General features: G+C 47.2%; 21 protein-coding genes. 12 read left to right on the plus strand and 9 right to left on the minus strand.

All coding sequences use genetic code 11. The annotated features are described in order from the left end of the window. Positions 1-97: 97 nt before the first annotated feature. Positions 98-2,923, minus strand: a complete 2,826-nt coding sequence (locus tag BFP72_RS04495) for a glycosyl hydrolase 115 family protein (RefSeq protein ID WP_099598005.1) — start codon at positions 2,921-2,923, stop codon at positions 98-100. A gap of 124 nt (positions 2,924-3,047) precedes the next feature. Continuing rightward, positions 3,048-4,073, minus strand: a complete 1,026-nt coding sequence (locus BFP72_RS04500) for a LacI family DNA-binding transcriptional regulator (RefSeq protein ID WP_099598006.1) — start codon at positions 4,071-4,073, stop codon at positions 3,048-3,050. 171 nt (positions 4,074-4,244) lie between these two features. On the opposite strand from BFP72_RS04500, the gene BFP72_RS04505 reads away from it, so the two are divergent. Both BFP72_RS04505 and BFP72_RS04510 read left to right on the plus strand, forming a co-directional pair. Further along, positions 4,245-5,069, plus strand: a complete 825-nt coding sequence (locus BFP72_RS04505; protein WP_221406471.1) for an SDR family oxidoreductase — start codon at positions 4,245-4,247, stop codon at positions 5,067-5,069. A gap of 12 nt (positions 5,070-5,081) precedes the next feature. Further along, positions 5,082-6,173, plus strand: coding sequence for an endo-1,4-beta-xylanase (locus tag BFP72_RS04510; RefSeq protein ID WP_099598007.1), 1,092 nt, complete (start codon positions 5,082-5,084; stop codon positions 6,171-6,173). A gap of 132 nt (positions 6,174-6,305) precedes the next feature. On the opposite strand, the gene BFP72_RS04515 is transcribed toward BFP72_RS04510, so the two are convergent. Both BFP72_RS04515 and BFP72_RS04520 read right to left on the minus strand, forming a co-directional pair. Then, positions 6,306-8,399 (minus strand): YHYH protein, encoded by a 2,094-nt coding sequence (locus BFP72_RS04515; RefSeq protein WP_099598008.1) that lies wholly within the window; start codon positions 8,397-8,399, stop codon positions 6,306-6,308. A gap of 19 nt (positions 8,400-8,418) precedes the next feature. Further along, on the minus strand, positions 8,419-8,913 hold the full coding sequence (locus BFP72_RS04520; protein ID WP_143519936.1) for a DUF6702 family protein: 495 nt from the start codon (positions 8,911-8,913) through the stop codon (positions 8,419-8,421). Positions 8,914-9,104: 191 nt separating this feature from the next. On the opposite strand from BFP72_RS04520, the gene BFP72_RS04525 reads away from it, so the two are divergent. Genes BFP72_RS04525 through BFP72_RS04535 form a run of 3 tightly spaced genes read left to right on the plus strand, consistent with a single transcriptional unit; the run spans position 9,105 to position 10,947 of the window. Further along, positions 9,105-9,704: a Crp/Fnr family transcriptional regulator gene (locus BFP72_RS04525; RefSeq protein ID WP_099598010.1), complete on the plus strand. Its 600-nt coding sequence runs from the start codon at positions 9,105-9,107 to the stop codon at positions 9,702-9,704. Positions 9,705-9,757: 53 nt separating this feature from the next. Beyond that, on the plus strand, positions 9,758-10,207 hold the full coding sequence (locus tag BFP72_RS04530; protein ID WP_099598011.1) for a DMT family transporter: 450 nt from the start codon (positions 9,758-9,760) through the stop codon (positions 10,205-10,207). Positions 10,208-10,212: 5 nt separating this feature from the next. Further along, positions 10,213-10,947: a GNAT family N-acetyltransferase gene (locus BFP72_RS04535; protein ID WP_158233285.1), complete on the plus strand. Its 735-nt coding sequence runs from the start codon at positions 10,213-10,215 to the stop codon at positions 10,945-10,947. Between the two features lie 388 nt (positions 10,948-11,335). Here the strand turns inward: BFP72_RS04535 and BFP72_RS04545 are convergent, their stop codons facing one another. Then, on the minus strand, positions 11,336-14,002 hold the full coding sequence (locus BFP72_RS04545; RefSeq protein WP_369824014.1) for a sialate O-acetylesterase: 2,667 nt from the start codon (positions 14,000-14,002) through the stop codon (positions 11,336-11,338). Positions 14,003-14,022: 20 nt separating this feature from the next. Further along, the gene (gene galB / locus BFP72_RS04550) at positions 14,023-16,770 is read right to left on the minus strand and encodes a beta-galactosidase GalB (protein WP_099598014.1); all 2,748 of its coding nucleotides are present in this window, start codon (positions 16,768-16,770) and stop codon (positions 14,023-14,025) included. 699 nt (positions 16,771-17,469) lie between these two features. On the opposite strand from galB, the gene BFP72_RS04555 reads away from it, so the two are divergent. Together BFP72_RS04555 and BFP72_RS04560 are read left to right on the plus strand one after the other, a co-directional pair. Next, the gene (locus BFP72_RS04555; protein ID WP_143519937.1) at positions 17,470-17,697 is read left to right on the plus strand and encodes a hypothetical protein; all 228 of its coding nucleotides are present in this window, start codon (positions 17,470-17,472) and stop codon (positions 17,695-17,697) included. 95 nt (positions 17,698-17,792) lie between these two features. Then, positions 17,793-17,996 carry a hypothetical protein gene (locus BFP72_RS04560; protein ID WP_099598016.1) on the plus strand — a complete coding sequence of 68 codons (204 nt, stop codon included), beginning with the start codon at positions 17,793-17,795 and terminating at the stop codon, positions 17,994-17,996. Positions 17,997-18,159: 163 nt separating this feature from the next. Here the strand turns inward: BFP72_RS04560 and BFP72_RS04565 are convergent, their stop codons facing one another. Next, entirely contained in the window at positions 18,160-19,152 is a 993-nt protein-coding gene (locus BFP72_RS04565) for a GlxA family transcriptional regulator (protein ID WP_099598017.1), read from the minus strand. Between the two features lie 114 nt (positions 19,153-19,266). Here BFP72_RS04565 and BFP72_RS04570 point away from each other — a divergent pair, with 114 nt between their 5' ends. The 4 genes from BFP72_RS04570 to BFP72_RS04585 all read left to right on the plus strand — a co-directional run bounded on the left by BFP72_RS04570 (position 19,267) and on the right by BFP72_RS04585 (position 20,846). Next, positions 19,267-19,653 (plus strand): VOC family protein, encoded by a 387-nt coding sequence (locus tag BFP72_RS04570; protein ID WP_099600683.1) that lies wholly within the window; start codon positions 19,267-19,269, stop codon positions 19,651-19,653. A gap of 16 nt (positions 19,654-19,669) precedes the next feature. Next, the gene (locus BFP72_RS04575; RefSeq protein ID WP_099598018.1) at positions 19,670-20,050 is read left to right on the plus strand and encodes a nuclear transport factor 2 family protein; all 381 of its coding nucleotides are present in this window, start codon (positions 19,670-19,672) and stop codon (positions 20,048-20,050) included. A gap of 98 nt (positions 20,051-20,148) precedes the next feature. Then, the gene (locus BFP72_RS04580; protein ID WP_099598019.1) at positions 20,149-20,586 is read left to right on the plus strand and encodes a VOC family protein; all 438 of its coding nucleotides are present in this window, start codon (positions 20,149-20,151) and stop codon (positions 20,584-20,586) included. Then, entirely contained in the window at positions 20,586-20,846 is a 261-nt protein-coding gene (locus BFP72_RS04585) for a methyltransferase type 11 (protein WP_099598020.1), read from the plus strand. Before BFP72_RS04580 ends, BFP72_RS04585 begins: the two co-directional genes overlap by 1 nt. Positions 20,847-20,860: 14 nt before the next feature. Here the strand turns inward: BFP72_RS04585 and BFP72_RS19120 are convergent, their stop codons facing one another. Beyond that, a complete protein-coding gene (locus tag BFP72_RS19120; RefSeq protein ID WP_158233286.1) occupies positions 20,861-21,022 on the minus strand; it encodes a hypothetical protein in 162 nt (53 codons plus the stop codon). A 176-nt stretch (positions 21,023-21,198) separates the two neighbouring features. On the opposite strand from BFP72_RS19120, the gene BFP72_RS04590 reads away from it, so the two are divergent. After that, positions 21,199-23,232, plus strand: a complete 2,034-nt coding sequence (locus BFP72_RS04590) for a DUF2264 domain-containing protein (RefSeq protein ID WP_099598021.1) — start codon at positions 21,199-21,201, stop codon at positions 23,230-23,232. Positions 23,233-23,511: 279 nt separating this feature from the next. Here the strand turns inward: BFP72_RS04590 and BFP72_RS04595 are convergent, their stop codons facing one another. Further along, the gene (locus BFP72_RS04595; protein WP_099598022.1) at positions 23,512-23,844 is read right to left on the minus strand and encodes a hypothetical protein; all 333 of its coding nucleotides are present in this window, start codon (positions 23,842-23,844) and stop codon (positions 23,512-23,514) included. Between the last annotated feature and the right edge of the window lie 16 nt (positions 23,845-23,860).

Here is a 23,860-nt window from a genome sequence, read left to right on the forward strand (position 1 = left end):
GGGTTGTTCAGACTACAAAAAAGCACTCACCGTAGTATCGGTGAGTGCTTTTTTGTTTGCTGTGATGCCTGTTGCTCGGGGGGGGGGACAACGACGGCTATCTCACTCCGAGATAGCTATAAGGTTTATCGCCTACGGTCAAGTCGATCTTTTGCATAGGAATCTTCGAGTCGATGTGCCAGATCTTGAGCGTATGCTGACCAGAGTCTAGTATATGCGTCGTGGTTGTGTAGTGTGCATTGTTGGCTACTTTCTTCTCCCATTCGGGGAAAGTGTCGTTTTGATGGATGTTGACTACTACTGGGTCTTGGCTATCCACTGATATGGCATAGCTCAATCCTTCGTCGTTGTGGTAGTTGAGGGTAGGAGCCGTGTAGAGTTTGATTTTGACTTGAGCTCCCTCGAGTAGTGCGAAATCATACGCTAGATGCGGAGCATTGGGAGTAAGTGCTGATTTGGCCATTGGAGGCTGTGCGATCACACTAGAGCCTGTTCGGCCGAGCTGTGGTACGGTGAGCCAGGTGACATGCTCTGATTCTACTTTGCGGCTATAGTCTGATGCCTCGAAAGCCAATGCGCCGTTGTTGAGTACGGGAGGAGTGGAAGAAGCTAGCTTATCGGCATGTATGTGTATCGGGATCGCTTCCCCATTGACTGATACTGTGAGGGATCCATCCATCGATTGGTCGTCCATGGCTGCCCAGTCAATCGACACCTCGATGCGTTCGGTGAATGTGAGGTTACCTGACTTTTTGCTCAGTAGTATGGCTCTGTGGTTTGAGGTGATGTCATAGCTAGAAGCATCTGTTCCTCTGTTGAACAGCTCAATGTAGTAGTGGGGGTTGTTTTGAGAGTCAAACTTCGGTAGGGACAATGTTTGATTATTGGGCCACCATAGCTCTGAGTTTTCTAGAGCTATACCCGCATGTGCTCCTGTGAGAGGAAGGCTTTTTTCTACGAGAGTGGGCATGGACTGATGGTCAGGTTGCTGCCAGTATGTATAGCCTATGTGTGTTTGTGACATCATATGATTCCACTTGCCATTTCGGAGGCTGTGGTATTGCAGGGTGAGCAAACTGTCTTTTTCGTATAGCTGTCGAGCACGCAGCGCCGTTTCAGAGGTAGTGGTTCGGCCTTGTTGGGCATAGAGGTGGTTTTTAGCCACTTCGTAGTACATTTCATTGAGGTTGGCACTGGCTGCTATAGGGTATTCTACCAGTTGGAAATAGGCATCATGGTAGCGGGGAGGTAGTTCTTCTTTGATCTGCCTGGCCTGCTCTACCAGGGCGTTGTAATCGCGGACGACTCGCTCAAACTCTCTGTAGTGTGTCAAACTGTAGGTGTCCATGGATAGCATCTCGGGTTTGCGACGGCTGTTGAATAAGGTGTATTGGTCCAGTAGGTATGCGATGGCTTCTGCGGAGACTGTACCAAACTGCTGTTTGGCCCACTGCCTGCCATAGGCTGGGATTTGATCTGCAGTGATGGCCCTAGGGTCCCAAGCCAAGTCTAGGAAGAAGGAAATAGGGAATTCCATCGGCTTGAGGTCTCCCACATTGACAATCCAAATTTGATCCACTCCATAGGCATATGCAGTGGTCATTTGTTCCCAGACGCGTGATATTTGGGTGGTATTGATCCATTTGTAGTTTCTCGGTCCACCGACATAATCGAAATGATAGTAGATGCCATAGCCCCCAGCACGAGTCGTATCGCCGTAGGTGGGGAGTTTGCGTATGTTGCCCCAGTTGTCGTCGCAGAGTAGGAGGGTGATGTCGTCATCTACACGCATGCCTTGGTCGTAGTAGTCTTGGACCTCTTTGTAGAGGGCCCACATTTGAGGAGTTTCCTTGGCAGGTTTACCGGTGACCTCCGAGAGGATTGTGCGTTGGTCTTTGACGATATTTTCTAGCAGTTGGATGGCTGTGCCTTCGGTCATGGGTTCGTCTCCATCACCTCTCATGCCTACAGTGACGATGCTTTCGTTTGTACCCATTCGTTGTACGCCCTCTCTCCAAAATTGCTTGAGGTTCTCCTTATTTTTGCTGTAATTCCACGGTCCTTGTCCGTGGAGGCTCCATTCAATGTGGGCTCTGGAGAGTGGTTCGTGATGAGAAGTACCGAGGACTACTCCCATTTGATCGGCGAGGATGGGGCTTTGTGGATCATCCTCGTAGATAGACTTGCCCCACATGGCAGGCCAAAGATAGTTGCCTTTGAGCCTCAGAATCAGTTCGAATACATGGCTGTAAAATTCCGCATTAAAGCCTCCGAATTTGTCGAAAGCCATACCGGTGAGCGCAGGTGCTTCGTCGTTGATGAAGATGCCGCGGTATTTGACGCGAGGTTCTCCGATGGTGTAGGGGGACTTTCGGACAAATATATGTTCTTGCTGCACTACAGGTACATCTGCCCACCAATACCAGGGAGAGACTCCCATGAGTTGAGAGAGTTGGTAGACTCCATATATGGTGCCTCGCTTGTCACTGCCAGCGATGACCAGGCATTCGGAAACCTGAGAGGTTGGATGGTCTAGGCCTTGGATTACAAATTGCTCCCACTTGTTTTCCAAGAATTGTAGTTCAAGACCTAAGGATTGTATTGTAGGTTTTTGTGCAGACCCTATGATGATGGCTTTGTCGGTTTGAATGTCTTCCAATCGATGTACCAGAGGGGCTTTTTGCCCTGTGAGTAAGAGTAGGTCGTCCTGTAGATTAGTGACAGCTATTTGGATTCCTTGGTCCTCCGACTCGGACACCACGAGAGTCGCCAATTGCCCATCGCTGAATACCGGGAAGTCTCCGATAGAGGGACTGAAGCTCACTGGGCTGTGGTGCAGGTCGGATTCTGAACGAGAAGGTTGGTCTTGACACCCAGACCATAGGCAGAGCACTAATAGCAGTGAGAGGGTACTTTTTTTCATAATCAATAGAATAGATGCACGTCAAAACTAAATAGTTTTTCGATTTACGCAATCGATTGTTTGATATTTATCATAAAGAGTATCGGTACGCTGTGATGCAAACTTTCGAACGGGGTGTGTGGATCTATTTCCTACGGCTAGAGGCACGTTGGATGAGTGCAGTTTTGAGCTTGATGAGGTTGGAGGATTCTATTTCAGGGTGATTTTGGTGAGAGAGTAGTTGTCTTGCGGCGATTTCGCCCATCTGACGTGCAGGGTGATCGATTGTCGAGAGGGAAGGCTCGATGATGGTACCTATGGGGTCATTGTTGAACCCAATCACAGCCAGTTCGTCTGGGATTTTGATGCCCAATTCTTTGGCACACTGGATGACACTGACCGCAGTGGTGTCGTTGGCAGTGAAGATGCCATCGGGTCGCGGTTTTTGGGTAAGGAGTTTCTTGGCTGCAGCATAGCCTTCTTCGGCAGTGAGGTGACTGAGTTCGGCAATGAGGTTTTTGTCCACTGGGATATGGTTTGCTTCCAGTGCATTTTCATAGCCTTTGCGGCGATTGATGTAGACGTTGCGCTGCTGCGCACCAGCGAGGTGAGCGATACGTTGACATCCTTGGTCGATGAGGTGTTGGGTAGCGATTTGGGCGGACTGCAAGTTGTCGATCACGACAAGATCTGTATCTAAAGTTTCGGTCACTCTGTCTACGAATACCAAGGGAATTCCTTTGTTTTTGAAAGCTTGGAAATGCTCAAAATTTGTTGTTTCCATAGCGAGGGAAACGATGATTCCGTCTACACGGTAGTTGAACAGCAACTGGGCATTTTCGATTTCAAGTGCTGTGCGGTCGTGTGATTGAGTAAAGATGACGTGGTAGCCGTTTGCTTTGGCCTCTGATTCTATGCCGCTGATCATCGTGGAGATGAAGGGGCGGTCTATTCGTGGGACGATGACTCCTATGGTGTTGGTTTTCTGGGTACGGAGGTTGGCTGCCACGATATTGGGGCGGTAGCCCATTTGCATGGCTTTTTTTTCTACTTTCTTGATGGTCTCTTTACCTATGCTTTTGTGCTTTTTTAGTGCTCTGGATACAGTGGAAGGCGAGACGTTGAGCGCATGGGCTATATCGTAGATGGTTATTTCTTTGGATTTCTTCATGGTAGCATTTGGCACTCTGTCAAGGGCAAAAATACGCCCAATATTGGTTCGACCTAAATATTTGCACTGAAAATAACGCAATCGATTGTGTTGCGAATCAAAACGATCTACTTTTGAGGTTTGATTAATAAACCATAGAAGGTTGACAAAAGAGGCAGAGAGCTACTACTAATGAATGGAAGTAATATGGATTTTGGTATAAAGGGCAAAGTGATAGTGGTCACTGGAGGATCGGGAGTACTAGGAGGCAGTATGGCGCAGCATTTTGCTCAAGTGGGTGCCAAAGTGGTACTGATCGGTAGGAGTCTCAATAAACTGGATGCACAGGTGGAAAATCTCCAACGCATCAATCCCGATATCATTGGGATATCATGTGATGTCATGGATGTCGATAGTCTCCGATCGGCCAAACAGGAGATACTGGATCGGTACGGTCACATAGATGTCCTCATCAATGCCGCAGGAGGCAATGTCCCTGGTGCAACTCAAAAGGAAGATCAAGAGATTTTCGATCTCGACTTGAGCGAAATCGATTATGCCATGGATGTCAACCTCAAAGGGTCGATCTATCCGAGTTTGATTTTCGGCGAGGCTATTGCGGCGCAGGGAGCAGGCTCGATCATCAACATCTCATCTATGGCGACATATACGGCGATCACGCGAGTGATGAGCTACTCAGTAGCCAAGACGGGTGTCAATTCATTCACCCAATGGATGGCTGCAGAGATGGCACGGCGTTTTGGAGACAAAGTACGAGTCAATGCCATCGCGCCAGGCTTTTTTATAGGGGATCAAAATAGAAAATTGCTGCTCAATGAGGACGGAAGCCTCACAGAGCGTAGTGAAAAAGTAATTGCCAAGACGCCCATGGGGCGGTTTGGAGAGATTACTGAACTCAACGGCGTAGTACAGTTCTTGTGTTCGGAGGCGGCTTCTTTTGTGACAGGGGTGGTATTGCCAGTAGATGGAGGTTTTAGTGCTTTTAGTGGGGTGTAGTTTAAATTAATAATGATGAAAGTAGATGTGAAAATATGGGCAGTGTCGGCACTGCTGTTGGCTTGCAGTCCGAGTCAGGATACAGGCACCGAAGAAGGTAAGGATTTGGGATTGAGTACCTATTACAAGGATTATTTCCCGATAGGGGTGGCAGTATCGCCCAGTGCACTTCAAGGCGTGCAGGCGCAGTTGATCAAGGACAACTTCGTCAGTATGACACCTGAGAACGTCATGAAGTCTGGACCGATTCATCCTCAGGAGGAGGTGTACAACTGGGCACCAGCTGATAAGGTAGCGGCCTTCGCCAAGGAAAATCAGATGAAACTACGTGGACATGCGTTGCTTTGGCACAATCAGGCACCAGATTGGTTGTTTGTTGATTCGCTGGGGAATGACGTGAGCAAAGAGATCCTGTACCAACGATTGGAGCGACATATCACTGATGTGGTGACCCGCTACAAAGACGTGATCTATGCATGGGATGTGGTCAATGAGGCGATATCGGATGAGTCGGGTCAATTCTATAGGGATTCCAAATGGTATCAGATATGCGGAGAGGAGTTTATCGCCAAGGCTTTTGAATATGCGCGTGCGGCTGATCCAAACGTGCAGTTGTTTTACAACGACTATGAGGTGATCAATCCTGTCAAACGAGAGAAGATATATCAAATGGTCAAAGGACTGCAAGATGCCGGTGTGCCAATCGATGGAGTAGGGATACAAGGGCATTGGTCTGTGTACGAACCGAGTGAGTCTACCTTGAGAGCGACGATTGATCGTTTTACGGGGATGGGGCTGCAAGTACAAATCACCGAACTTGACGTCTCGATCTATCCAAAAGAGCACGCTCCCCGAGACAAGAATGAAGACGATGACGATACCTTTACAGACGAACTGAAACAAAAACAGATCGATCAATACGACATGATTTTTCGCGTGTTTAGAGAAAACAAAGAGAAGCTGTCCTCGGTGACTTTTTGGAATGTATCGGATCAGTACAGCTGGCTGGACTTCTTTCCAGTAAATGGGCGAAAAGATTATCCTTTGCTGTTTGATGAGGATAACCAACCAAAGGAGGCTTACTGGAAGGTCGTGGGGTTTTAGGACGTAGATCAAAGGACCAAGAAATGAAGACGCAAGACCGGATGTAGAGGAGACTCTTGACCTGATCTTGCGTTTTTTGTGGTTAGAGCAATACGTGTCTAAACACTCATGGTCATCTTTTCATCAGGTGTGTTATCTTCCGATGATCCAGTCTGCATCGGGCGAGCCTTTGAAGCAATTGGGGGTGACTGGGAAGTCTGTCGTGATCACATAGTAGTAGGTGCCATTAGGGTATTCTGGAGTGATACCCCATCGTCCGTTGCACTCATCCAAATCTCCCAGCCCTGAGACGTACTCATAGTCTTGAATATAGGTGCCGTCGTAACTGCCGTCTGGGTAGTCAGTTCCAGCAACTCCATCATCTGATCGTGAACCTGATTTTAGTCGGTAGCTTGATACGAGTTCTTTGATGCCGCTTGTGGTTGTTTGCTGATCGACATAGCCATACTTGTAGTAGATAGGGAAACCATCACCTGCAAAGCCATATATGGTCGAGTGTTGGCTACCGTCCTCATCACTGGCTAGACCTGTGATGTCTCCGTGGTAGTGATAGTTGCCCTGAGACGTCACATGAGCACCGTAAGCGTCTAGATGTGTGCTGCCCTCTTCGGTGACCTGTTCTTGCCATTTCCAATTTTCCTCTCCTGTACTCGGGTCGGTCCATGGTTTGAGCCCCATGGGGTGAAACTCCACACCATTGATGGCCATACCAAATTGGTAGAAGTTCTGATTGCTGGGTGTAGGCGGGCCAGTTTCATCGTACACATAGGTCACGGTTTGAGCCATAGACGGTTGGGTACCAAAGCTTCGAGTCACTTGGATCGCCGTTGGGTCAGCATTGGGGAAGTTGCCTGTTGTGTGGCTCGGGTATTGGTTGGAGGAGATTGTTCGGATATTTGGGGTACTGTAGTCGAAGCACACTTCGCTGATCGTGGTGCTCGAGTAGGAGCAGTCGTTGGTACTGGCGGATTGTACAGTGTGTGCTTCTGTGTCCCATAGATAGTCGCCGTTGTAGGGGTATATTTTGAAGTAGTATGTTGTCATAGTACCTAAGAGTAGGGCTTCCACTGCTGCGGATTGATTGCCGAGGTAGAGGACCTGCTGCCCAGATCCGAGGTATGTGATACTAGAGGTAGGTTCATAGCCATCCACCAACGGGCTGAAAGTCGATTGATCACTGATCACAAGGGCATAGCCTGTGGCTTCAAGTGTCGTCCAGCTGTCAATATGGACGCTGTTGCCTGTATGTTCTCCAAAGTTGATGCTCAGCTCTTCCACGTCTGTTTGGGCAGTGATAGATAGGACAAAGCTCGTAGAGACAGTCTTTTGCGTGCTGTTGCTGGCTTCTATGGTGAGCGTAGCGGTACCTGTCCCGACCTCAGTGATCACCAGTGTATTGTCAGAGAGGCTGACTGTAGCGACTTGTACATTGTCACTGTTGACGCTGTAGCTGAGCCCGGCTTGCGTCGGGTCCTCAAAGGTTGAGCTTAGGCTGAGGTCATGAGATCCGAACCCCTGAGTGAGAGAAAGGTCCGTTGGAGCTGTGACTAGGACTGGTCCATGGTCTGTGATTTGGACGGTGAAACTGTCAGTAGCCGTTTCGCCCTCGGGATCGGTAGCGGTCACTTCTACCGTAGCACTGCCCTCGCCGATTTCTGTGAGCGTCATGTTTTCCCCATCTAATGTGACTGTGAGTACCTGTTTGTTGCTTGACGCGAGAGAAAGTACGAGCTCATCCCCATCTATGTCTTCGAATACTTGACTCAGAGGGAGGCTTTTGGATTGAAATCCTGACTCTAAATTCAGATCTTCCAACGCGACTTTGATCATGGGGGCATTGTTGACCTCAACTTCTGATACCGTCACCTTGAAGGTGGTAGAAACCGTGCCATCCTTGCCGTCATCTGCACGCAGAGTGAGGGTACTTTGTCCAATTCCTTCTTCGGTGATCACGAGCGAACTGACATCTGTAGATACAGTGATGACCTTCGTGTCGCTGCTGCTAGCGGTGATCTGTATTTCGTCCTCGTCTGCATCCCCAAACACACTCCCCAAGGGAATTGTTTTCTCTTCAAACCCAGCTTGCAGACTGATGTCAGCCAAGACATTTTCTATAGTTGGAGGAGTGTTTTCGATGGCTAGCGGTTCTTCTTCGCAGGAGAAGAATACGAGCGACGATATCCAGAGACTTGTGATGAGTATTGTTTTGAGTGAGATGTTTTTCATAGTTCGTAGGGGTGTTCTTTTAACTGTTCGGGTATGTGAATTGAGTGTAGGGGCGTTTTTTATTGAGTCTGAAAGATCTCCTTTGTTCGTTTAGATGAAACTGAATGATATTTTCTTGACCGGCTACTGTTTCAGTCAGGCATGTGATATGTACCGCTATGTCGTGGATTGTATCGTCAGGATCGTGGTTCGTTATTTTGGCTCTGAGACGAATGAAATCTGTATCATATTCGATGTAGAAGAACGTCAAATGGACAGGCCGCATGTCGAAAGAAAGGGCGAGACGTTGATGGATATAGCCGAAGATAGCCTCCTCAAAATCATCTTGCCGGCTATCAGCAGGCAAGCTTTGGGTCACTGCGTGGAGGAGTTGCTCCCTATCCAACTTGACCTGTAGATAGAGTTGGTCATTCTTGACGTAGCATTCGAACAAGCCGAGTTTTAGATCGTGTGCATCACTCCCTTGAATGAGGAAGAGTACCAGTACTATTGTCAAGGGTGTTTTCCAGTGCATCGTTGGATTGTTCTCGTGTGTTTGCATGTAAAACGAGTAGTCAAAGAAAAACCCTACTCTGAGAAGGGACTTTTCTATCCTCTTCTGGTAGTAAGTTTGTTGTGGAGGGAATTATTTAGCTCTTCAACATCTACTAATCTTGTACCTTCGCTATCCAATGCAAATAGTACATAAGCACATACAAGCAGAGTATGGAAACTGAAAAGGAGAAATACATTTTGGCACTGAAGGATGCGTTCAATAGCTATGCTAAATTATCAGAAAAATCATGGTCACTCATTCGAGAGATCATACGGTTTCAAGCTGTCAAAAAAGGTGAAACCATCCTAAGGGCTGGGCAAACGGCCAAAGACATCCACTTTATCTGCAGGGGCATCTTACGAACTTTTGCCGCAGATGGCCAAGGTAATATTTACACCAAAAACATCTTTCTAGAACATAGTTTTCCAGCTTCCAAGGTTTCGTTGCTGCTGCAGGCACCTTCCTATATCGCCATAGATGCTTTGGAAGATTCTGTATTGATCAATTTTAACTTCATGGCTTATAAGCAATTGATGGACGAAAATGAAGATATTAAGAGCTTTTATATCGCTTATATAGAGCGGAATTGGATCATAGAGAAGGAGCAAAGAGAAATTTCCATCGTTATGGAAAATGCCAGTGAACGCTATTTGAAACTACTCGAGAAACACCCTCTGTTGGATAAGCGCATAGCACAGCATCATATCGCCTCTCATCTGGGGATCACTCCCACACAACTAAGTAGAATCAGAAAAGCGCTAAAAAAGTAGTCGCATCAACCTATGTAAATGCAATCGACGATTGGATCATGCATCATTGTGGTATGAATCAATACATACTCTATCTACTCGCACTCGTCGGAGGGATTTTCTTGGCTGCCCAGGGTGGTCTCAATGCCCACCTAGGCGTATGGCTTAGACACCCACTGTTGGCATCCGTAGTGGCCTTTGTCAGCAGCAGTGTTTTTGCCGTGCTCATGACACTCGTAGGGGTCAAGACATATCCTACCATCGATCAGTTGAAAGAAGTACCCATTTATTTATGGTTTGCAGGAGGGTTTTGTAGTGTAGTAGGCATCAGCTTGTACTATTATACGATCCCTAAATTAGGTGTGTCGACGATGATATCCTTTGGGCTGTGTGGACAGTTGATCTTTGCAGTCATCGCAGGGCATTTTGGCTGGCTTAGCCTACCCATAGAGCCGATATCTATGAAAAGGATCGCAGGTTTGCTTGCGATGATGGGAGGGATTTTTTTGATCAATTGGACATGAATAGTATGGCTAAAACAACTGCTCAAAATATACTTAACCTGACTTCTTTATGGGAAGAGGCGGGACACTTCAAAGAAAGTTTTGTTTCTTCGTCAGGGTACAGTCATGTGGCATGTGACGATTTGTTTTGGCCCAATCGACTGTGGTTTCGTGATGATTTGGATCAAGAAACACTGAAACGAGCCAAGGAAAGTGTTTTCGCTGAATCCCCTAATCTCATCGTACCCTATTGGGATATTTATGGCAGTGATTCGGAGCAAATGCTGGCGCAAAATGGGTTTGTCAAACTCTTTGAACAAACAGGGATGTTACTGAAACTGGATGAGATCTATGAAGAACAAGTAGATGTGAAAATTGCGCAGGTTTCGACGAGGGAGGAGGCGATCACATGGGGCAAGCTGTTTGTTGCTGCTTTTGGGTATGAAATTCACCCTGACTTAGTGATGCATACGCATTCAAAGATTCACTACTACGTGGCATACTATCGAAATCAGGCCATTGGCACAGCGATTACTTATCAGACAGGAGATGTGACGGGAATCCATGCCATGGGGATAGCACCGGTAGGACGTAGAAAAGGACTCGCAAACCAACTGATGAAACGACTGCTTTGCATTGCTACACAAAATGGCAGTCAGTACGTCACACTGCAAGCCTCTGAGATGGGCAGAGGCCTATACCTCAGTCTAGGGTTCGAAGAACAGTTCAAACTAAAGAATTACCAATTGGCCATCAAATAGATGACGGGGACCTTTCTACAGGCTGTAGGGGTATATTTGACGTCATGGATTGCTTCCCATGACGTCAGGAGCAAACCCCAAGGTGCTGTAAATTTCAGTTTCATACACTTTATAACTGCTTTGTATACAAGATTCCCAGTCCTAATATCAGATGATGTGAGATTATTCCAATGGTCGCTTTCGGTGCTAACCGCCATTTCAATTGGAATTCTTTCGGCAATTTTTTTCGCTGTAATTGTCGGGACATATTTTTCTTCGTTCAAATCAACCCAAATGCAAAAGGGCTCCCGCTCGTAGAGACTAGACTGGCAGGCAGTAAGAGCCAGTCAGTCTAGTCTCTTATTTCTTGATTTGTGGCTCTTGCCTCTCGGTTCTCAAAAGCTTCACGCTACTTCTTCTGTTGTTTGAGAATGTGCTTTGCAGCATCTTCTAGAGTGGTGATCCATAGGTCGTCTTTATTGGCCTGGAGGTACTCTAGGAACTCCTTATGATCAGCTAGTGCAGCATTGAGCGAATGCTCTCCACCGACCCCATGAAAGAGGAGGATGAGCATGGCATTTTCTTTCTTGGCTTGCTCCGCCCAGGCAATCATATCTGATGCAGGGGTATCGACGATGGAGTTGCAGCGGAGGTCAGTCATGTCTAGGGTGCCGAGGTGGTTGAGCCCAGACTGGACACCACGTAGCGCCACGAACTTTCCTTCTATTTCCTTCACAAATGAACCTTCACCTGTCTCCTTGTCACCGCAAGTGTACGCATAGGTGCGTTTTGACTTCCCATCTAACGTCTGGAGCATGAGGTTGGTCATGTCGATCTCCCGCACCATCTGAGGCACGGAGTAGTTTCTGAGGTCATTGTCATCGGATACCCACGCGCGTCCGTCTCCACCGAGGCAAGGGTGGTAGAGGGTGTGGTTGCCCAGTTCGTGTCCGTTTTGCGCAGCTTTCTTCCATTCGTAGGTTCTGTACTTGAAGCCAGGCGCATCAGCAGAGATGTAGAAGGTAGCTTTGAGCCCCAGCGAATCCAGTACGGGTAGGGCATTGTCGAGGTGGACGTTGAGTGCATCGTCGTAGGTCAGTACGACGGTGGCTTTCTTGCCAAACCATAGCGCATCGGTCAGTTGGGTCTGGAAGGGGGAGGCAGGTAGCCCTTCTTGGTTGTAGAAGTTGACGTCCATAGGGTTGTCCTGCCACGCATAGCGGACATAGATGGGCTGATTGATCTCATCGCTAGACAGGACGATCTGATTGTTTTCTATTTTGGCATCCGCCCAAACATAGTTTTGATCAACCCCCGCCAGTGCAAACCACCTCAGCGCTTCGCCATCCTGAGAGATCAATCCACTGCCGACATGATCAAAGGAAAGCGTCACCTGACTGCCCTCTACTGACGCAGACCGAAACATCGGTCCTGAGTAGACGACTTTTTTGTCATCATAAGCTAGTGCTTTGGCAGCTAGTGCGAGACGGTCTCCGACCGGTTTCTTGTTGTCTGGATGTACGTCGTTCCATTCGCCTAAGCCTAGCGTGACAGCCATGGCGGTATTGGGTACATCGAGAGCCAGTCGCTGTGCTTCTCTTAGTTCAGCCCAGTTGCTCTCGGTAGGGAGGTAGTCTACATCCATGTAATCGGGGAGCTGTGCATAGAGGAAGGGCAGGTTGCTGTCGTTCCATTTGGTTCTCCAATCTTGGATCAGCGTCTCCATGAGTTTTTCGTAGGCTTGGGGATTGCCGCCATTGCTTTCTCCTTGGTACCAGACGATTCCCTTGATAGGGCTCTGGGTGAAGGGAACCACCATGCCATTGTAGAGAGCAGTGGGCTGGTGCTGTGCGGATACCCCAGAGGGCTGAGGAGCTTTTGGACGAAACACCTGACTGACTTTGTACTGCCATGTGCCTTTGAGGTCTAGGGTGTCGTTTTCGGTAGCGAGGTAGTAGGGCTTGTCAGGTACGAAACCGCCTTTGCCACCATAGTTCACGACTCGGATCGTGATGAGGTTTTTGCCCGTTTTTAGTAGTCCCACAGGAATATCGTAGATGCGTTGAGGGTATTTGTAGGTCTTGCCACCTACTTGGGTACCATTGATGTAGATCTGATCCGCATCGATGATTCTGCCCATGAATATTTTGGTCGCTACGCCTGTCATCGAGGCAGGGATATCGATCTCTCGACGGTACCATACCGCACCGTCTAGGTTGCGGATGCCTTGGTCTTCCCAGTAGCCGGGGATGTTGATGTTGTGCCAATGGGTGGGCTTGTAGCTAAGGTCATACCATGGTGTAGAGGCGGTGAGCCCATCGTCCTGTGGTTGTGGAGGGGCAGCTGCTCGGTATTTTTGTGCGATACGATTTTTCTGATTGACGTAGGCTGTGTCTTTGTTTTGGGTGAGCGTCTTGGTGATGGAGGGGAAGGGCTCGAATCCCTCTTCGCTGATCCATGCCTCAATCGGAGTACCGCCCACACTGGCGTTGATCAGACCGATAGGTACTTGGTACTGATCGTAAAGGTTCTTGGCAAAGAAGTAGGCCACCACAGAGAATTTCAATACATTTTCGGGATTGGCTTCTTTCCATTCTCCTTGTGGAATATCCGTCGCTGTTCCCTGCAACTGAGGGTTGGTAGGGACGAGGAATTGACGGATTTCGGGGTAGTTAGCTTCCGCGATCTCCTGTCGGTATCGTTGCTGATGTACGCCGAGGTAGTGCACCATGTTGGATTGTCCTGCACACATCCATACATCTCCTACGAGGAGGTTGGAGAGTGTGATGGAGTCGTCTTTTCCTTGGATTTGCATGGTGTAGGGACCACCTGCTTTGGTTGCGCGCATCGTGACGGACCATTCTCCTGTAGCACTGGTGGTAGTGGTATATTTCTTACCCTTGAACCGGACGGTGATGTCTTCGCTAGGGTCTGCCCATCCCCAGATTTTGAGGGGCGTATCGCGCTGGAGTACCATGCCATTGCTCACGAGTTTGGGTAGACGGATCTCCGCTTGGGATACCCCAAATAGTATAAATAGTAATAGGAGACTTAGAATAAAATGCTTTTTCATCATGATGCTTTTGAAATTGATAATTATTGAATGACTTCAATCGTGACCTCTGCGTTTTTCAAACCAGAAGATACTGCTTTGATCGTAATCGTCCCAGCTTGCCCTTTGTTGGGTTTTACAATTGCTAGTGCTACTCCGTTGAAGGCTTTGCGTTCTAGGGATGGGAAAGCTACCAAGCTCGTCGGGTCGCCGTTGTCCGTGGCGATTATCTCTCCAGGTCCCTCTATAGAGAAGGTGATGTCGTTCATGGCATTGGGGACTGTGAGCCCGTTTTGGTCGGTGACCGCTACTGTGACAAACGCCAAGTCTTTGCCATCGCCTAGGATGCTTTGTCTGTCTGTTGTGAGCGTCAGTTGAGTAGGTGAGTCTGTGGTTTTGATCGTCTCTTCAGCCCATTCTTTCCCATCCCTGTAGGCGATGACTTTGAGTTCGCCTGGCTCGTAGAGGACATCATCCCAGCGCAGACGGTATTCGTATGCTCCTTTCTTTTTGCGTCCGAGAGATTCTCCGTTGAGGAAGAGCTCTGCTTCGTCTCCCGAAGTAAAGACATGCACGGGAGTGATTTTGCCCAAGCGATTTGACCAGTTCCAGTGGGGTAGGATGTGCGCCATCGGTAGCTCGGGTCTCCATCGAGACTGGTAGAGGTAGAACCGGTCTTTTTTGAATCCTGCGAGATCGATCAGTCCAAAATACGAGCTACGTGAGAGGTAGTAGGGTGTAGGTTCTCCCAGATAGTCCCATCCGCTCCAGACGAATCCACCTGCCACATAGGGGTGCTGGTCGATAGTAGCAAACACCTTATCCGCCGATGAACCAAAGTCTGCCGTGTACAGCTCATACGAACTAACATAGCCAGTTTTGGGGTCACCACCTAGACCGTCGCTGATAGGGGCGCTGACACCTTCATTGACAGGGAACAGGTAGGTGCCACGGCTACTGAGTGCAGCGGCGTTTTCGCTGCTGATGATGATTTTGTCTGGGAAGGCTTGGTGAAAGCGAGGGTAAAGCGGCGAAGTGTTGATGCCTTTGAGGTGGGCATAGGCTGGGGCATTTCGGATGCCTTCACCTTGGTAGTTGAGGTTGAGGACTTCCATAGTTTCTGGCAGTGGCATGCCAGGCTTGGCATAGTTCATCGATGCGGAAGTAGGGCGTGTGGGGTCTTCCTCATTGACGATTTCTCGTAAGCGCAGGGCAATTTTTGCCCCTTCTTCTCCTGTGTATTGCTCACCGACTTCATTGCCCGTACTCCATAGGATGATAGAGGGGTGGTTGCGGTCACGTCGCACCAGTGCGCGGAGGTCTTGCTCGTGCCATTCTGGGAAGATCAAGTGAAAATCATGCGGGGTCTTTTTTCGCGCCCAGCAATCGTACATCTCGTCGATGACCAAGAAACCCATGCGATCGGTCATCTCCAGTAGTTCGGGAGCAGGAGGATTGTGCGCCATACGAATGGCATTGCAGCCTAGTTCTTTGAGCATTTCGAGCTGTCGCTCTGCCGCACGGGCATTGAAAGCCGCTCCCAAAGCTCCAAGGTCGTGGTGTTGGTTCACACCTTTGAGGTAGACTTTTTCGCCATTGACGAAGAAGCCCTTGTCTGCATCGTAGGAAATGGCCCGTATCCCAAATGGCGTGCGGTACTCATCGATGGTTTGTCCCTCGCTGGTGAGGGTAGTGATCGCTACGTATCGGTTGGGGGATTGGGTAGGTGGTGGTCCCCATAGTCGAGGGTTGTCGAGCGTCAGTGTCGATTGGATCGTACTGCTGTTTTGAGCAGTCATGCTGATTGTTTTTTTGGCGAATGCCGCGACAGTTTTGTCTCCAATCGACCCATCTTCGTTGAGTACAAAGATGTCTGTTTGAATAGCTATGTTTTGGTTTTCATTCCCATCATGGTCAATCGTCACGTCTAGGAGAATGGTCGCTTGGGATGCAGATAAGTCTTTGGTTCGGATGCTTGTACCCCACTGTGCGATGTGGATAGGTTCTGTTTTGACGAGCCATACATTGCGGTAGATGCCACCACCGGGATACCACCGTGAGGAGTGTGCGGGGTTGTCGATGCGTATCGCGAGTTGGTTCGGTCCGCCGTAGTGGAGGTAGGGAGTCAAGTCCAGTCTCCATGAGGAGTACCCATAGGGCCAGCCACCTGCCAGTTGGCCGTTGATCCAGACCATAGCGTAGGACATGGCACCATCTATATCCAAGAAGATGGATTTGCCTTGGTCGGCAGTAGAGATGTCGAGGGTTCGGCGGTACCATGCTACGCCTGGACTAGGGAGTCGTCCCATGCCACCACCTACGGGAGTGTCCCATCCTGCGTAGAAGGGCTCTTCGATGGCCCAGTCATGAGGTAGCTCCACAGCTTGCCAATTTTGATCGTCAAAGTCACTTTGAACGAAGGGAAAGTCTTTGCCGGGATTGCCTTTTGGTCTGGTGTAGTGTTTCGTGGGGTCTTTGATGAAGCGATTGCCTGTTGGCATGATCCACGCTTTGAGCGTTTCTTGGGTGGCTTCTACCTCGACGGCTTCTGTTGGTTTAGAGTCAGCCTGTTTGTCGTCGTTGGTGTCAGTGATCTCAGGGCGTACATCGTAGATGAGATTATCCGTCTTCTCTATGTTTTCATATTTGTAGAATCGCCAATTGTCATTGATGGAGATTCGCTCTCGTGGTGGAGACTGAGGGGAGGATTGGCAGCTCCAGAGTGATGTGGTCACGAGGGATACCAATACGGGGTACAAATAGAGATACTGTCGCGTTGTCTTCATAGTCATGAAAGTGATGAATTTGTTTGGATCGAACTCACCTAGAGAGCTTGTCGTTTACTGAAACAATCGATTGCGTAAATATATTGGTTTTTGAAAGATGTCATAAGACTTGGCCTGAAACTTTGCGTGGTAAGGCAGTGGAAGATAGGAAAGTGGAGGTGGTTTTAAAGCGTGGTTTGGATTGCTTGGGGACTTGTTGGGGGCCGAAGAGTAGGTATGTATCTGCTGTGCACGGAGTGCTTGGGGACCAAAATTCTGGTTGATCAGCCCCCTTTCATTGCATGTTAGTTCTCAGTTTTAGAGTTGTCATGGGTTAGTTTTGTAGGATGACCCAGGTATTGATTTTTCGAACAGCTACTTTCTAATAAGTAATGAAGACTAGATTAATTTTATTTATTCTCCTGTGTAGCTGTGCTTCTGTGCAGTCGCAAAACTTATTCACGCAACATAAATTTCATAGGTTAGACGAGTCACAGGATCTCACTAACAGGTACTCACAATAGTGGCGTCAATGTTTCTAACTCCGAGGGGGAAGAGGTGCGCTATTTGACCCATAGCCAATTCAATAACCAAACGCTGAGTTATGAAAATATCTGGAGACTGGCTCCATCCAGTGATGGGGAGTATTGGGTAGGTCCAGATGGAAAGGGACTGAACACACTCAATCCAAAGATCGGATAAGTCTCCGTCAGGTTTCAAGAGCAATTGGCCATTAGAGCCATATTGTCGCTATTGGAGGATGATCAATCTAGACTGTGGGCGGGTACCTATGAGGATGGGTTGTACATGATCGATCTCAAGTCCAATCAGGTTCAGAGCTATCGGAAAGGTGGAGCTATGTCTGAATTGCTAGTGGATGATATTCGGGTGATTCATCAGATTGACAATGGAGACCCTCATAGGTACCAATTATGGTGGTCTGTATTGGTTTGATGAGCACAGCGAGAGTGTTTTGCTTGTCGAGGGATCATCTTGGCTGGACGTTAGGAGTATCGAGCGTGTGATGGGGGGCTTTTGGCAGTGGGTTGATGAGAGACGCACTCTTAGGGGATGTTTGGCGGATAGAAGAGATCAAAGGAGAGGGCATTGACGAGCGTTTGGTCGTCAGTGATATTTGTGTATTGGACAACAACCTGTGGCTTGCTACCATAGAAAACAGTAAAGGCGAATGTAGTTGTAGTGGCCTTTTTAAGGGAGGAAACAAACCTGACAGTTTTGGATATAGAGAATGAATAGTCCGCAATTGTATTGCGGACTATTTTTTTGTGGTATTTTGAATATTTTCTAATAGGTGATTGCGTTGGCATTGTTATCGAATGGTTCGATAGGATAAGTTTCCGCATCACTTGCGTTGCTGGCTTGACTAGCTTCGACTGTATCTATAGCTGAATCATATTATGGATGATTTTGCTCAGCATATCCTCTCATGTACTTCTGCCGGTACTCTAATGGACTGATTCCTACGTGTTTCTTAAATACCTCTCTAAAAGCCTTGGCGTCATTGTAGCCTGTATTGTACATCACCTCGGTGACATTCTTTTTGCCTATTTCTAAGTCTCTTTTGGCTGCCTCGACTCGTATGCGCTGCATATATTCGATGACTGTGTTTGTGGTCGCTTTTTTGAACCTTCGTTCAAAGGTTCTTCGGCTTACAGCGAAACGCTCACAGAGTTCGTCCATTATCACTTTCTCAGCATAATGGGTCTCCAGATATTCTTGAGCTTTCTTTACGACATCATCGTCATGATCCTTTTGTCCTTTGAAGATAATGAAGGGGGATTGGCTGTGTCGGTTGATGTCGATTTCGAATATTTTGGAAGAGAGTACTGCCATGTCTCTACCGACAAATTTCTCGATGAGGTAGAGGATGAGGTTCAATGAGGAGTAAGCGCCACCACTCGTGTAGACACCCTGTTGGTCGGTGATGATTTTATCATCCACGAGATTGATATCAGGGTACATCTCTCGAAACTCCCTCGTCATCAGCCAGTGCGTCGCACAGTTTTTTCCATCCAAAAGCCCCGTTTGGGCCAGTAAGAAAGCTCCGATGCAGAGACTTGCTACTTCAGATCCTTTTTGATACTGATCGATGATCCAAGGGACGAAAGCCTGGTTGAGCTTCAAAACCGTACGAATATCCCCATGAATGGCGGGGATGATGATGAGGTCAGTATGATCCACCTCGTCGATCGTTAGGTCTGGCTTTATACTGAATATACCGTTGCTGATTTGACTTTCCTTGGTCTGACCGACCAAGTGCACATCAAAGAGAGGGCATTGCCCTGTGCGTTCCAAATGGCCATTGGCCATCGTAAACATCTTGTGGGTAGCTTCTAGGTTGCTGAGGCTAGTGTCCCCTTCGGGTACGAGAATGGAGATGTGTTTCATATGAGCAAGCTACGAATTAACCTTGTCGTGATCAACCCCTTACAATGTCGTATTGACACTGCGTGTTTGAATATGATTTTTATGAACTTTGATACAATCAAAAACCAAGAAAAGATGAAACAAGATTTGTGGCTCAATTTGCCGGTAAAAGACCTAGAGAAAACGAAAGCCTTTTTTAGTGAGTTAGGCTTTGAAGCCTTGCGTGATGCTCCCGACATGATTGGATTCAGAATCGGAGGTGTGCCTGTCATGATGGTGACTCACGCACAGTTCGAAAAATATGCTATACAAACCATCACAGATACCTCTAAGAGTACGGAAGTACTCATCTCGGTAGGGGCACCAGACAAGGAGTATGTAGATGATATGGCTGTGAAAGTAGCAGCGCTAGGCGGTGAAGTATTTTCACCGCCGGCTGACATTCAAGGATGGATGTACGGCTGTGCCTTTGCTGATCTAGATGGGCACCGGTGGAATCTTTTATACATGAGCGATCATTGATGAAAACTATGATACAATGACTAAAATAACTGTAACCCCAGACTGTGGAAACGCTCCTAAGAAGGGTTTTCTCAAAGACTTTAACATCGCATTTGCCAAAGGGAATGTGGATTTCATCATCGAGCATGTCAGCGATGATATACGTTGGGAAATCTACGGAGACCAATCCATCCAAGGCAAAGAACAGTTCTCCAAAGCAATCAATGCCATGAAAAACTATGTAGCTGATGAAGTGATCATACATACAATCATCACCCATGGCAAAGATGCTTCACTCCAAGGGGAGATGAAGATGACGGATAAGACCTACGCTTTTTGTGATGTGTATCGCTTTGCCAGTGCTGGTAGCTCCATCATCAAAGAAATACATTCTTACGTGATAGAAACTACCCATTGAAGGTTCTAGGTATTCACCTCTCAATACCCACATCAGTAGAGGAGTTAAGCGCCAACTTGGCGAAATAAATATATCAGTTTAAACTAAATCCAATAACCATGGCAGCAGTAAGCACCTATCTCAATTTTTCTCGAAACACAGAGGAAGCATTCAATTTTTATAAGTCCATTTTTGGAGGGGAGTTCTTCGGAGATGGTCCTATGCGGTTTGGAGATATTCCCCCACAAGAAGGGATGCCTCCTATGTCCGAAGAGGACAAGAATCTAATCATGCATATCGAACTGAAAATATTGGGCTGTCACAACCTCATGGGGACAGACGCTCCTGAGTCGATGGGGTTCCAATTGAATTTTGGAAACAATGCCTATATCAATCTCCAGCCGGATACCCGTGTAGAAACCAAGCGTTTGTTTGATGGGTTGTCCAAAGGCGGAGAAGTGACCCAAGAGCTTCAGGAGATGTTTTGGGGGGACTACTATGGGAGCTGCATTGATCAGTTTGGAGTGCAGTGGATGTTCAACTGTGGAGAGAAATAATGAACCAAAGCGATACCTTGATTCCTCATGACCCGCTTTTGTCTACGGTAGAAGTATTTAAAACCAACGTCACCGATGAAGGGCAGGCCAGTAGCATTTTGGGATATTTATCAGCCAAGTGGCCTGACCTGAGTATTAATTTCGACTTGGGCGATTGTGACCGCATCTTGAGAGTGGAGAGTCCAGAGGGTGAGGTAGATATCCGAGAAATCATCAAAGTTGTGGAGGGGTTCAATCATATGATCGAAAGACTGTACTAAGATTAGCCAACAGGTTACTCCAAGTTACCTGTTGGCAGGTGTGGGTATCTTATCAGTCCTTGACGATGTATCGCTATGCGAGACTGGATTTGGTAGGAGCGAGGTACACCACGTTTGTCCTGAAAGATCGCAAAGGAATTTTTGACCTCTTCTATCTGATCTGCTTCTTGATTCATTCATCCCAAAAAGGGATAAAATAAATGTATAATTTTAAATCCTGTGAAGCGATCTTCGCAGGGTTTATCATGTGACAGAAGCCTTATCTTGAGCTTGGGTTCATGTTTGGTTATGGGTTATGACGGAGGATTTTAGTGTTTCGCTCATCAAATAATTCTAATGAAAAAATATACATATGAAATTGAAAAGGCTTAGTGTCAGTGTCTTAGTTCTAATTGTTACAAGTGTGTGGATATTTTCTTGTGAGGAAAAAAAAGCGGTAGTAGAACAAGAAGATCGAAGCAAGAATGTGTTCGATGTAGTGAATCCCGATTTTGAAATAAGTCCCTATACGGGCATGACCCGCCAGCATTGGAAGGACGCAGCTTTATATTTGTTAGAGGGGGCATTTAGTTATGTGGATGATCTGGACGATCCCATGAAATTCCCGAAGTTGCCTGGTAAAAGTTATCCCCATGATGAGAATAGTGTCCCAACGGAGAAACTCGAAGGGCTCTGTCGTACGCTGTTTGTAGCGGCCCCTTTGCTCAAAGACGATCCAGAGCTGACGATAGGAGGGCTTGGAGTAGCGGAGTATTACCGTCATCAGATTTTGAACTTGCTAGACTCCACAGATGCGTCATACATTCCTCATAGGAGAGAAGAGCAAGGGCCTACTCAGATCTTGGTGGAATTTGGAGCATTAGGAATGTCGCTTTTCGTAGCTCCGGATATACTCTGGGAGCCACTGAGTCAGCAAGACAAAGACAAATTGGCGGCTACCATGCTCAGCTATGGGGATGGTCCGACCGTACCCAGCAACTGGAAGTTCTTCAATATTTTTGTCCTAAGTTTCTTTAAAGGTCAGGGATATGATGTGAACGAAGATTTGCTCGTAGAGTACCTCCACAAATCCCTCGAGCACTACCGGGCCGATGGTTGGTACAATGATGCCCCAGCTTACGACTATTATAGCATGTGGGCGTTTCAACTCTACGGCTCTATGTGGAGCGAAGTGTTTGGCAATCAGTATTATCCTGAGATATCTGCGAAGTTTCTTAGCAATTTCGAGGACATGGTGGACAACTATCCTTATCTCTTTAGTGAGCATGGAGAGATGATTATGTTTGGGCGTAGCATCAGTTATCGGATGGGGTCTATCGCGCCGTTTCCGTTTATGGGGCAGTTGGATGGTAAGGATATCAATTTAGGCTGGTTGCGTCGAATCTCGTCTGGGGTCTTGCTGCAGTTTTTGCAAAACCCAGCATTCATGAAAGACGGTGTGCCTACACTCGGTTTTTATGATCATTTTGAGCCAGCGGTGCAGAACTATAGCTGTCGCGGTAGTGTCTACTGGATGGGAAAAGCTTTTCTGGGGCTTCTGATCCCAGAGGACAGTCCTTTTTGGACGGCCCAAGAAAATAATGGTCCATGGGAAAAGGAATTCGAAAAAGGTCAGGTCTACAATAAATTTCAGGACATTAGCAACCTGCTGATTACGGACTACCCGAACATTGGTGCTTCGGAAGTACGGATTTGGTGTCATGAGAAAGTAGCGGATGACTGGCAAAAATTCCGGTCCACAGAAAACTACAACCGTCTATCGTACAACAGTGCTTTCCCATGGCAAGCGGATGGGCCGGATGGAGAAGTAGCGATGAACTACCTGATCAAAAATGCCAAAGAAGAGTGGGAGGCATTTAGACTATACACGTTCCGAAAGTACGAGGAGGAAATCTACTACCGAGATGTAGTACTGGAAACCGATGGAAGTATCAAAATGCAATTGGCAGAAATGCCCCTGCCGAATGGTATCCTGAGAGTGGACAGAAACCTGAGCAACAGGGCTATTGACATGCGGTTGGGACACTATGCCTTGCCGAAGTTGGATCAGGAGATTACCAGTAGTACACAGACAGTAAGAGAGTATGAAGCGTCCATCATTGACAATGGCGAATATCAATTGGCGATGATCCCCCTTAGCGGTTGGGATAGTGTAGAAGTAGTCACGTCGAGAGGTTTGAACCCGGCCAGTCATCAAAGTACGGTTTTAAATGCTGTTTCATCATATTCTTTTGACTCAGATAGCAATATTTATGCGGTACTGATGCTTTGGAAGCGATCAGGTGAAGCATGGACGAAAGAAGAACTAATGCCTGTGAAAGAGTTCCGAGTAGAGGAAGAAGTCAGCTTCTTGATGCCAGATGGTAGCCGAAAGGTTATATACTGAGTATTTGCGAATACAAGATGGCTACAATACCAAGAATTGATTCGCTCAGAGTATATGATTGTAGTCAGTTCTTAGTTGAGCTTTCGGAGAGCTTTGTATCGATTTATTTTCTCAGCATAACGCAGTAATATTCATCTGGGAGGATCATAGGCCCATGGAAAAAAGCGATAGTACCGTTGTACTATCGCTTGGGCAATCATTTGTCATTGCTGACATCATGAAATTTTCAATATCTGTTTGACTGAATAGGAGTCTCGGCTTCAACTCCTTCTATGGTATTTAAGCCGAGACTCGTAATTCATGCAATTTATCAACGACAACTTCGAGTTGGGTAATAACACTTGTTGTCAATTGTTTAATTCTCCTTTCACCTAGTTTTTCGCATTCTCGAAAGGCATCCAAATTATTCCATACCTCATTTATTCCTAAAATTTTAGCAGTGTATTGCCATTTGTGAGCAAGCTTTTTCAAGCCAACTTTGTCCACTTTTTTGACGCATCGTTTTACGTCACGTTTGAATTGAGGAAATTCGGATATTGTTAAGTCTATGACGGTTTCGATTATTTCTGGTTGATTTGGAAAAAGAGTGTTGAAATAGTTGAGATTCATCATCGTGGTTGTTATTGGT

This window comes from Reichenbachiella sp. 5M10, from assembly GCF_002742335.1.
GTDB lineage: Bacteria > Bacteroidota > Bacteroidia > Cytophagales > Cyclobacteriaceae > Reichenbachiella.

Excerpts from the sequence above, each read along its gene's own strand:
- BFP72_RS04495 (WP_099598005.1), bottom strand. The coding sequence starts at position 2,923 with ATGAAAAAAAGTACCCTCTCACTGCTATTAGTGCTCTGCCTATGGTCT.
- BFP72_RS04500 (WP_099598006.1), bottom strand. The coding sequence starts at position 4,073 with ATGAAGAAATCCAAAGAAATAACCATCTACGATATAGCCCATGCGCTC.
- BFP72_RS04505 (WP_221406471.1), top strand. The coding sequence starts at position 4,245 with ATGAATGGAAGTAATATGGATTTTGGTATAAAGGGCAAAGTGATAGTG.
- BFP72_RS04510 (WP_099598007.1), top strand. The coding sequence starts at position 5,082 with ATGATGAAAGTAGATGTGAAAATATGGGCAGTGTCGGCACTGCTGTTG.
- BFP72_RS04515 (WP_099598008.1), bottom strand. The coding sequence starts at position 8,399 with ATGAAAAACATCTCACTCAAAACAATACTCATCACAAGTCTCTGGATA.
- BFP72_RS04520 (WP_143519936.1), bottom strand. The coding sequence starts at position 8,913 with ATGCACTGGAAAACACCCTTGACAATAGTACTGGTACTCTTCCTCATT.
- BFP72_RS04525 (WP_099598010.1), top strand. The coding sequence starts at position 9,105 with ATGGAAACTGAAAAGGAGAAATACATTTTGGCACTGAAGGATGCGTTC.
- BFP72_RS04530 (WP_099598011.1), top strand. The coding sequence starts at position 9,758 with ATGAATCAATACATACTCTATCTACTCGCACTCGTCGGAGGGATTTTC.
- BFP72_RS04535 (WP_158233285.1), top strand. The coding sequence starts at position 10,213 with ATGGCTAAAACAACTGCTCAAAATATACTTAACCTGACTTCTTTATGG.
- BFP72_RS04545 (WP_369824014.1), bottom strand. The coding sequence starts at position 14,002 with ATGATGAAAAAGCATTTTATTCTAAGTCTCCTATTACTATTTATACTA.
- galB (WP_099598014.1), bottom strand. The coding sequence starts at position 16,770 with ATGACTATGAAGACAACGCGACAGTATCTCTATTTGTACCCCGTATTG.
- BFP72_RS04560 (WP_099598016.1), top strand. The coding sequence starts at position 17,793 with ATGAGAGACGCACTCTTAGGGGATGTTTGGCGGATAGAAGAGATCAAA.
- BFP72_RS04565 (WP_099598017.1), bottom strand. The coding sequence starts at position 19,152 with ATGAAACACATCTCCATTCTCGTACCCGAAGGGGACACTAGCCTCAGC.
- BFP72_RS04570 (WP_099600683.1), top strand. The coding sequence starts at position 19,267 with ATGAAACAAGATTTGTGGCTCAATTTGCCGGTAAAAGACCTAGAGAAA.
- BFP72_RS04575 (WP_099598018.1), top strand. The coding sequence starts at position 19,670 with ATGACTAAAATAACTGTAACCCCAGACTGTGGAAACGCTCCTAAGAAG.
- BFP72_RS04580 (WP_099598019.1), top strand. The coding sequence starts at position 20,149 with ATGGCAGCAGTAAGCACCTATCTCAATTTTTCTCGAAACACAGAGGAA.
- BFP72_RS04585 (WP_099598020.1), top strand. The coding sequence starts at position 20,586 with ATGAACCAAAGCGATACCTTGATTCCTCATGACCCGCTTTTGTCTACG.
- BFP72_RS19120 (WP_158233286.1), bottom strand. The coding sequence starts at position 21,022 with ATGAATCAAGAAGCAGATCAGATAGAAGAGGTCAAAAATTCCTTTGCG.
- BFP72_RS04590 (WP_099598021.1), top strand. The coding sequence starts at position 21,199 with ATGAAATTGAAAAGGCTTAGTGTCAGTGTCTTAGTTCTAATTGTTACA.
- BFP72_RS04595 (WP_099598022.1), bottom strand. The coding sequence starts at position 23,844 with ATGATGAATCTCAACTATTTCAACACTCTTTTTCCAAATCAACCAGAA.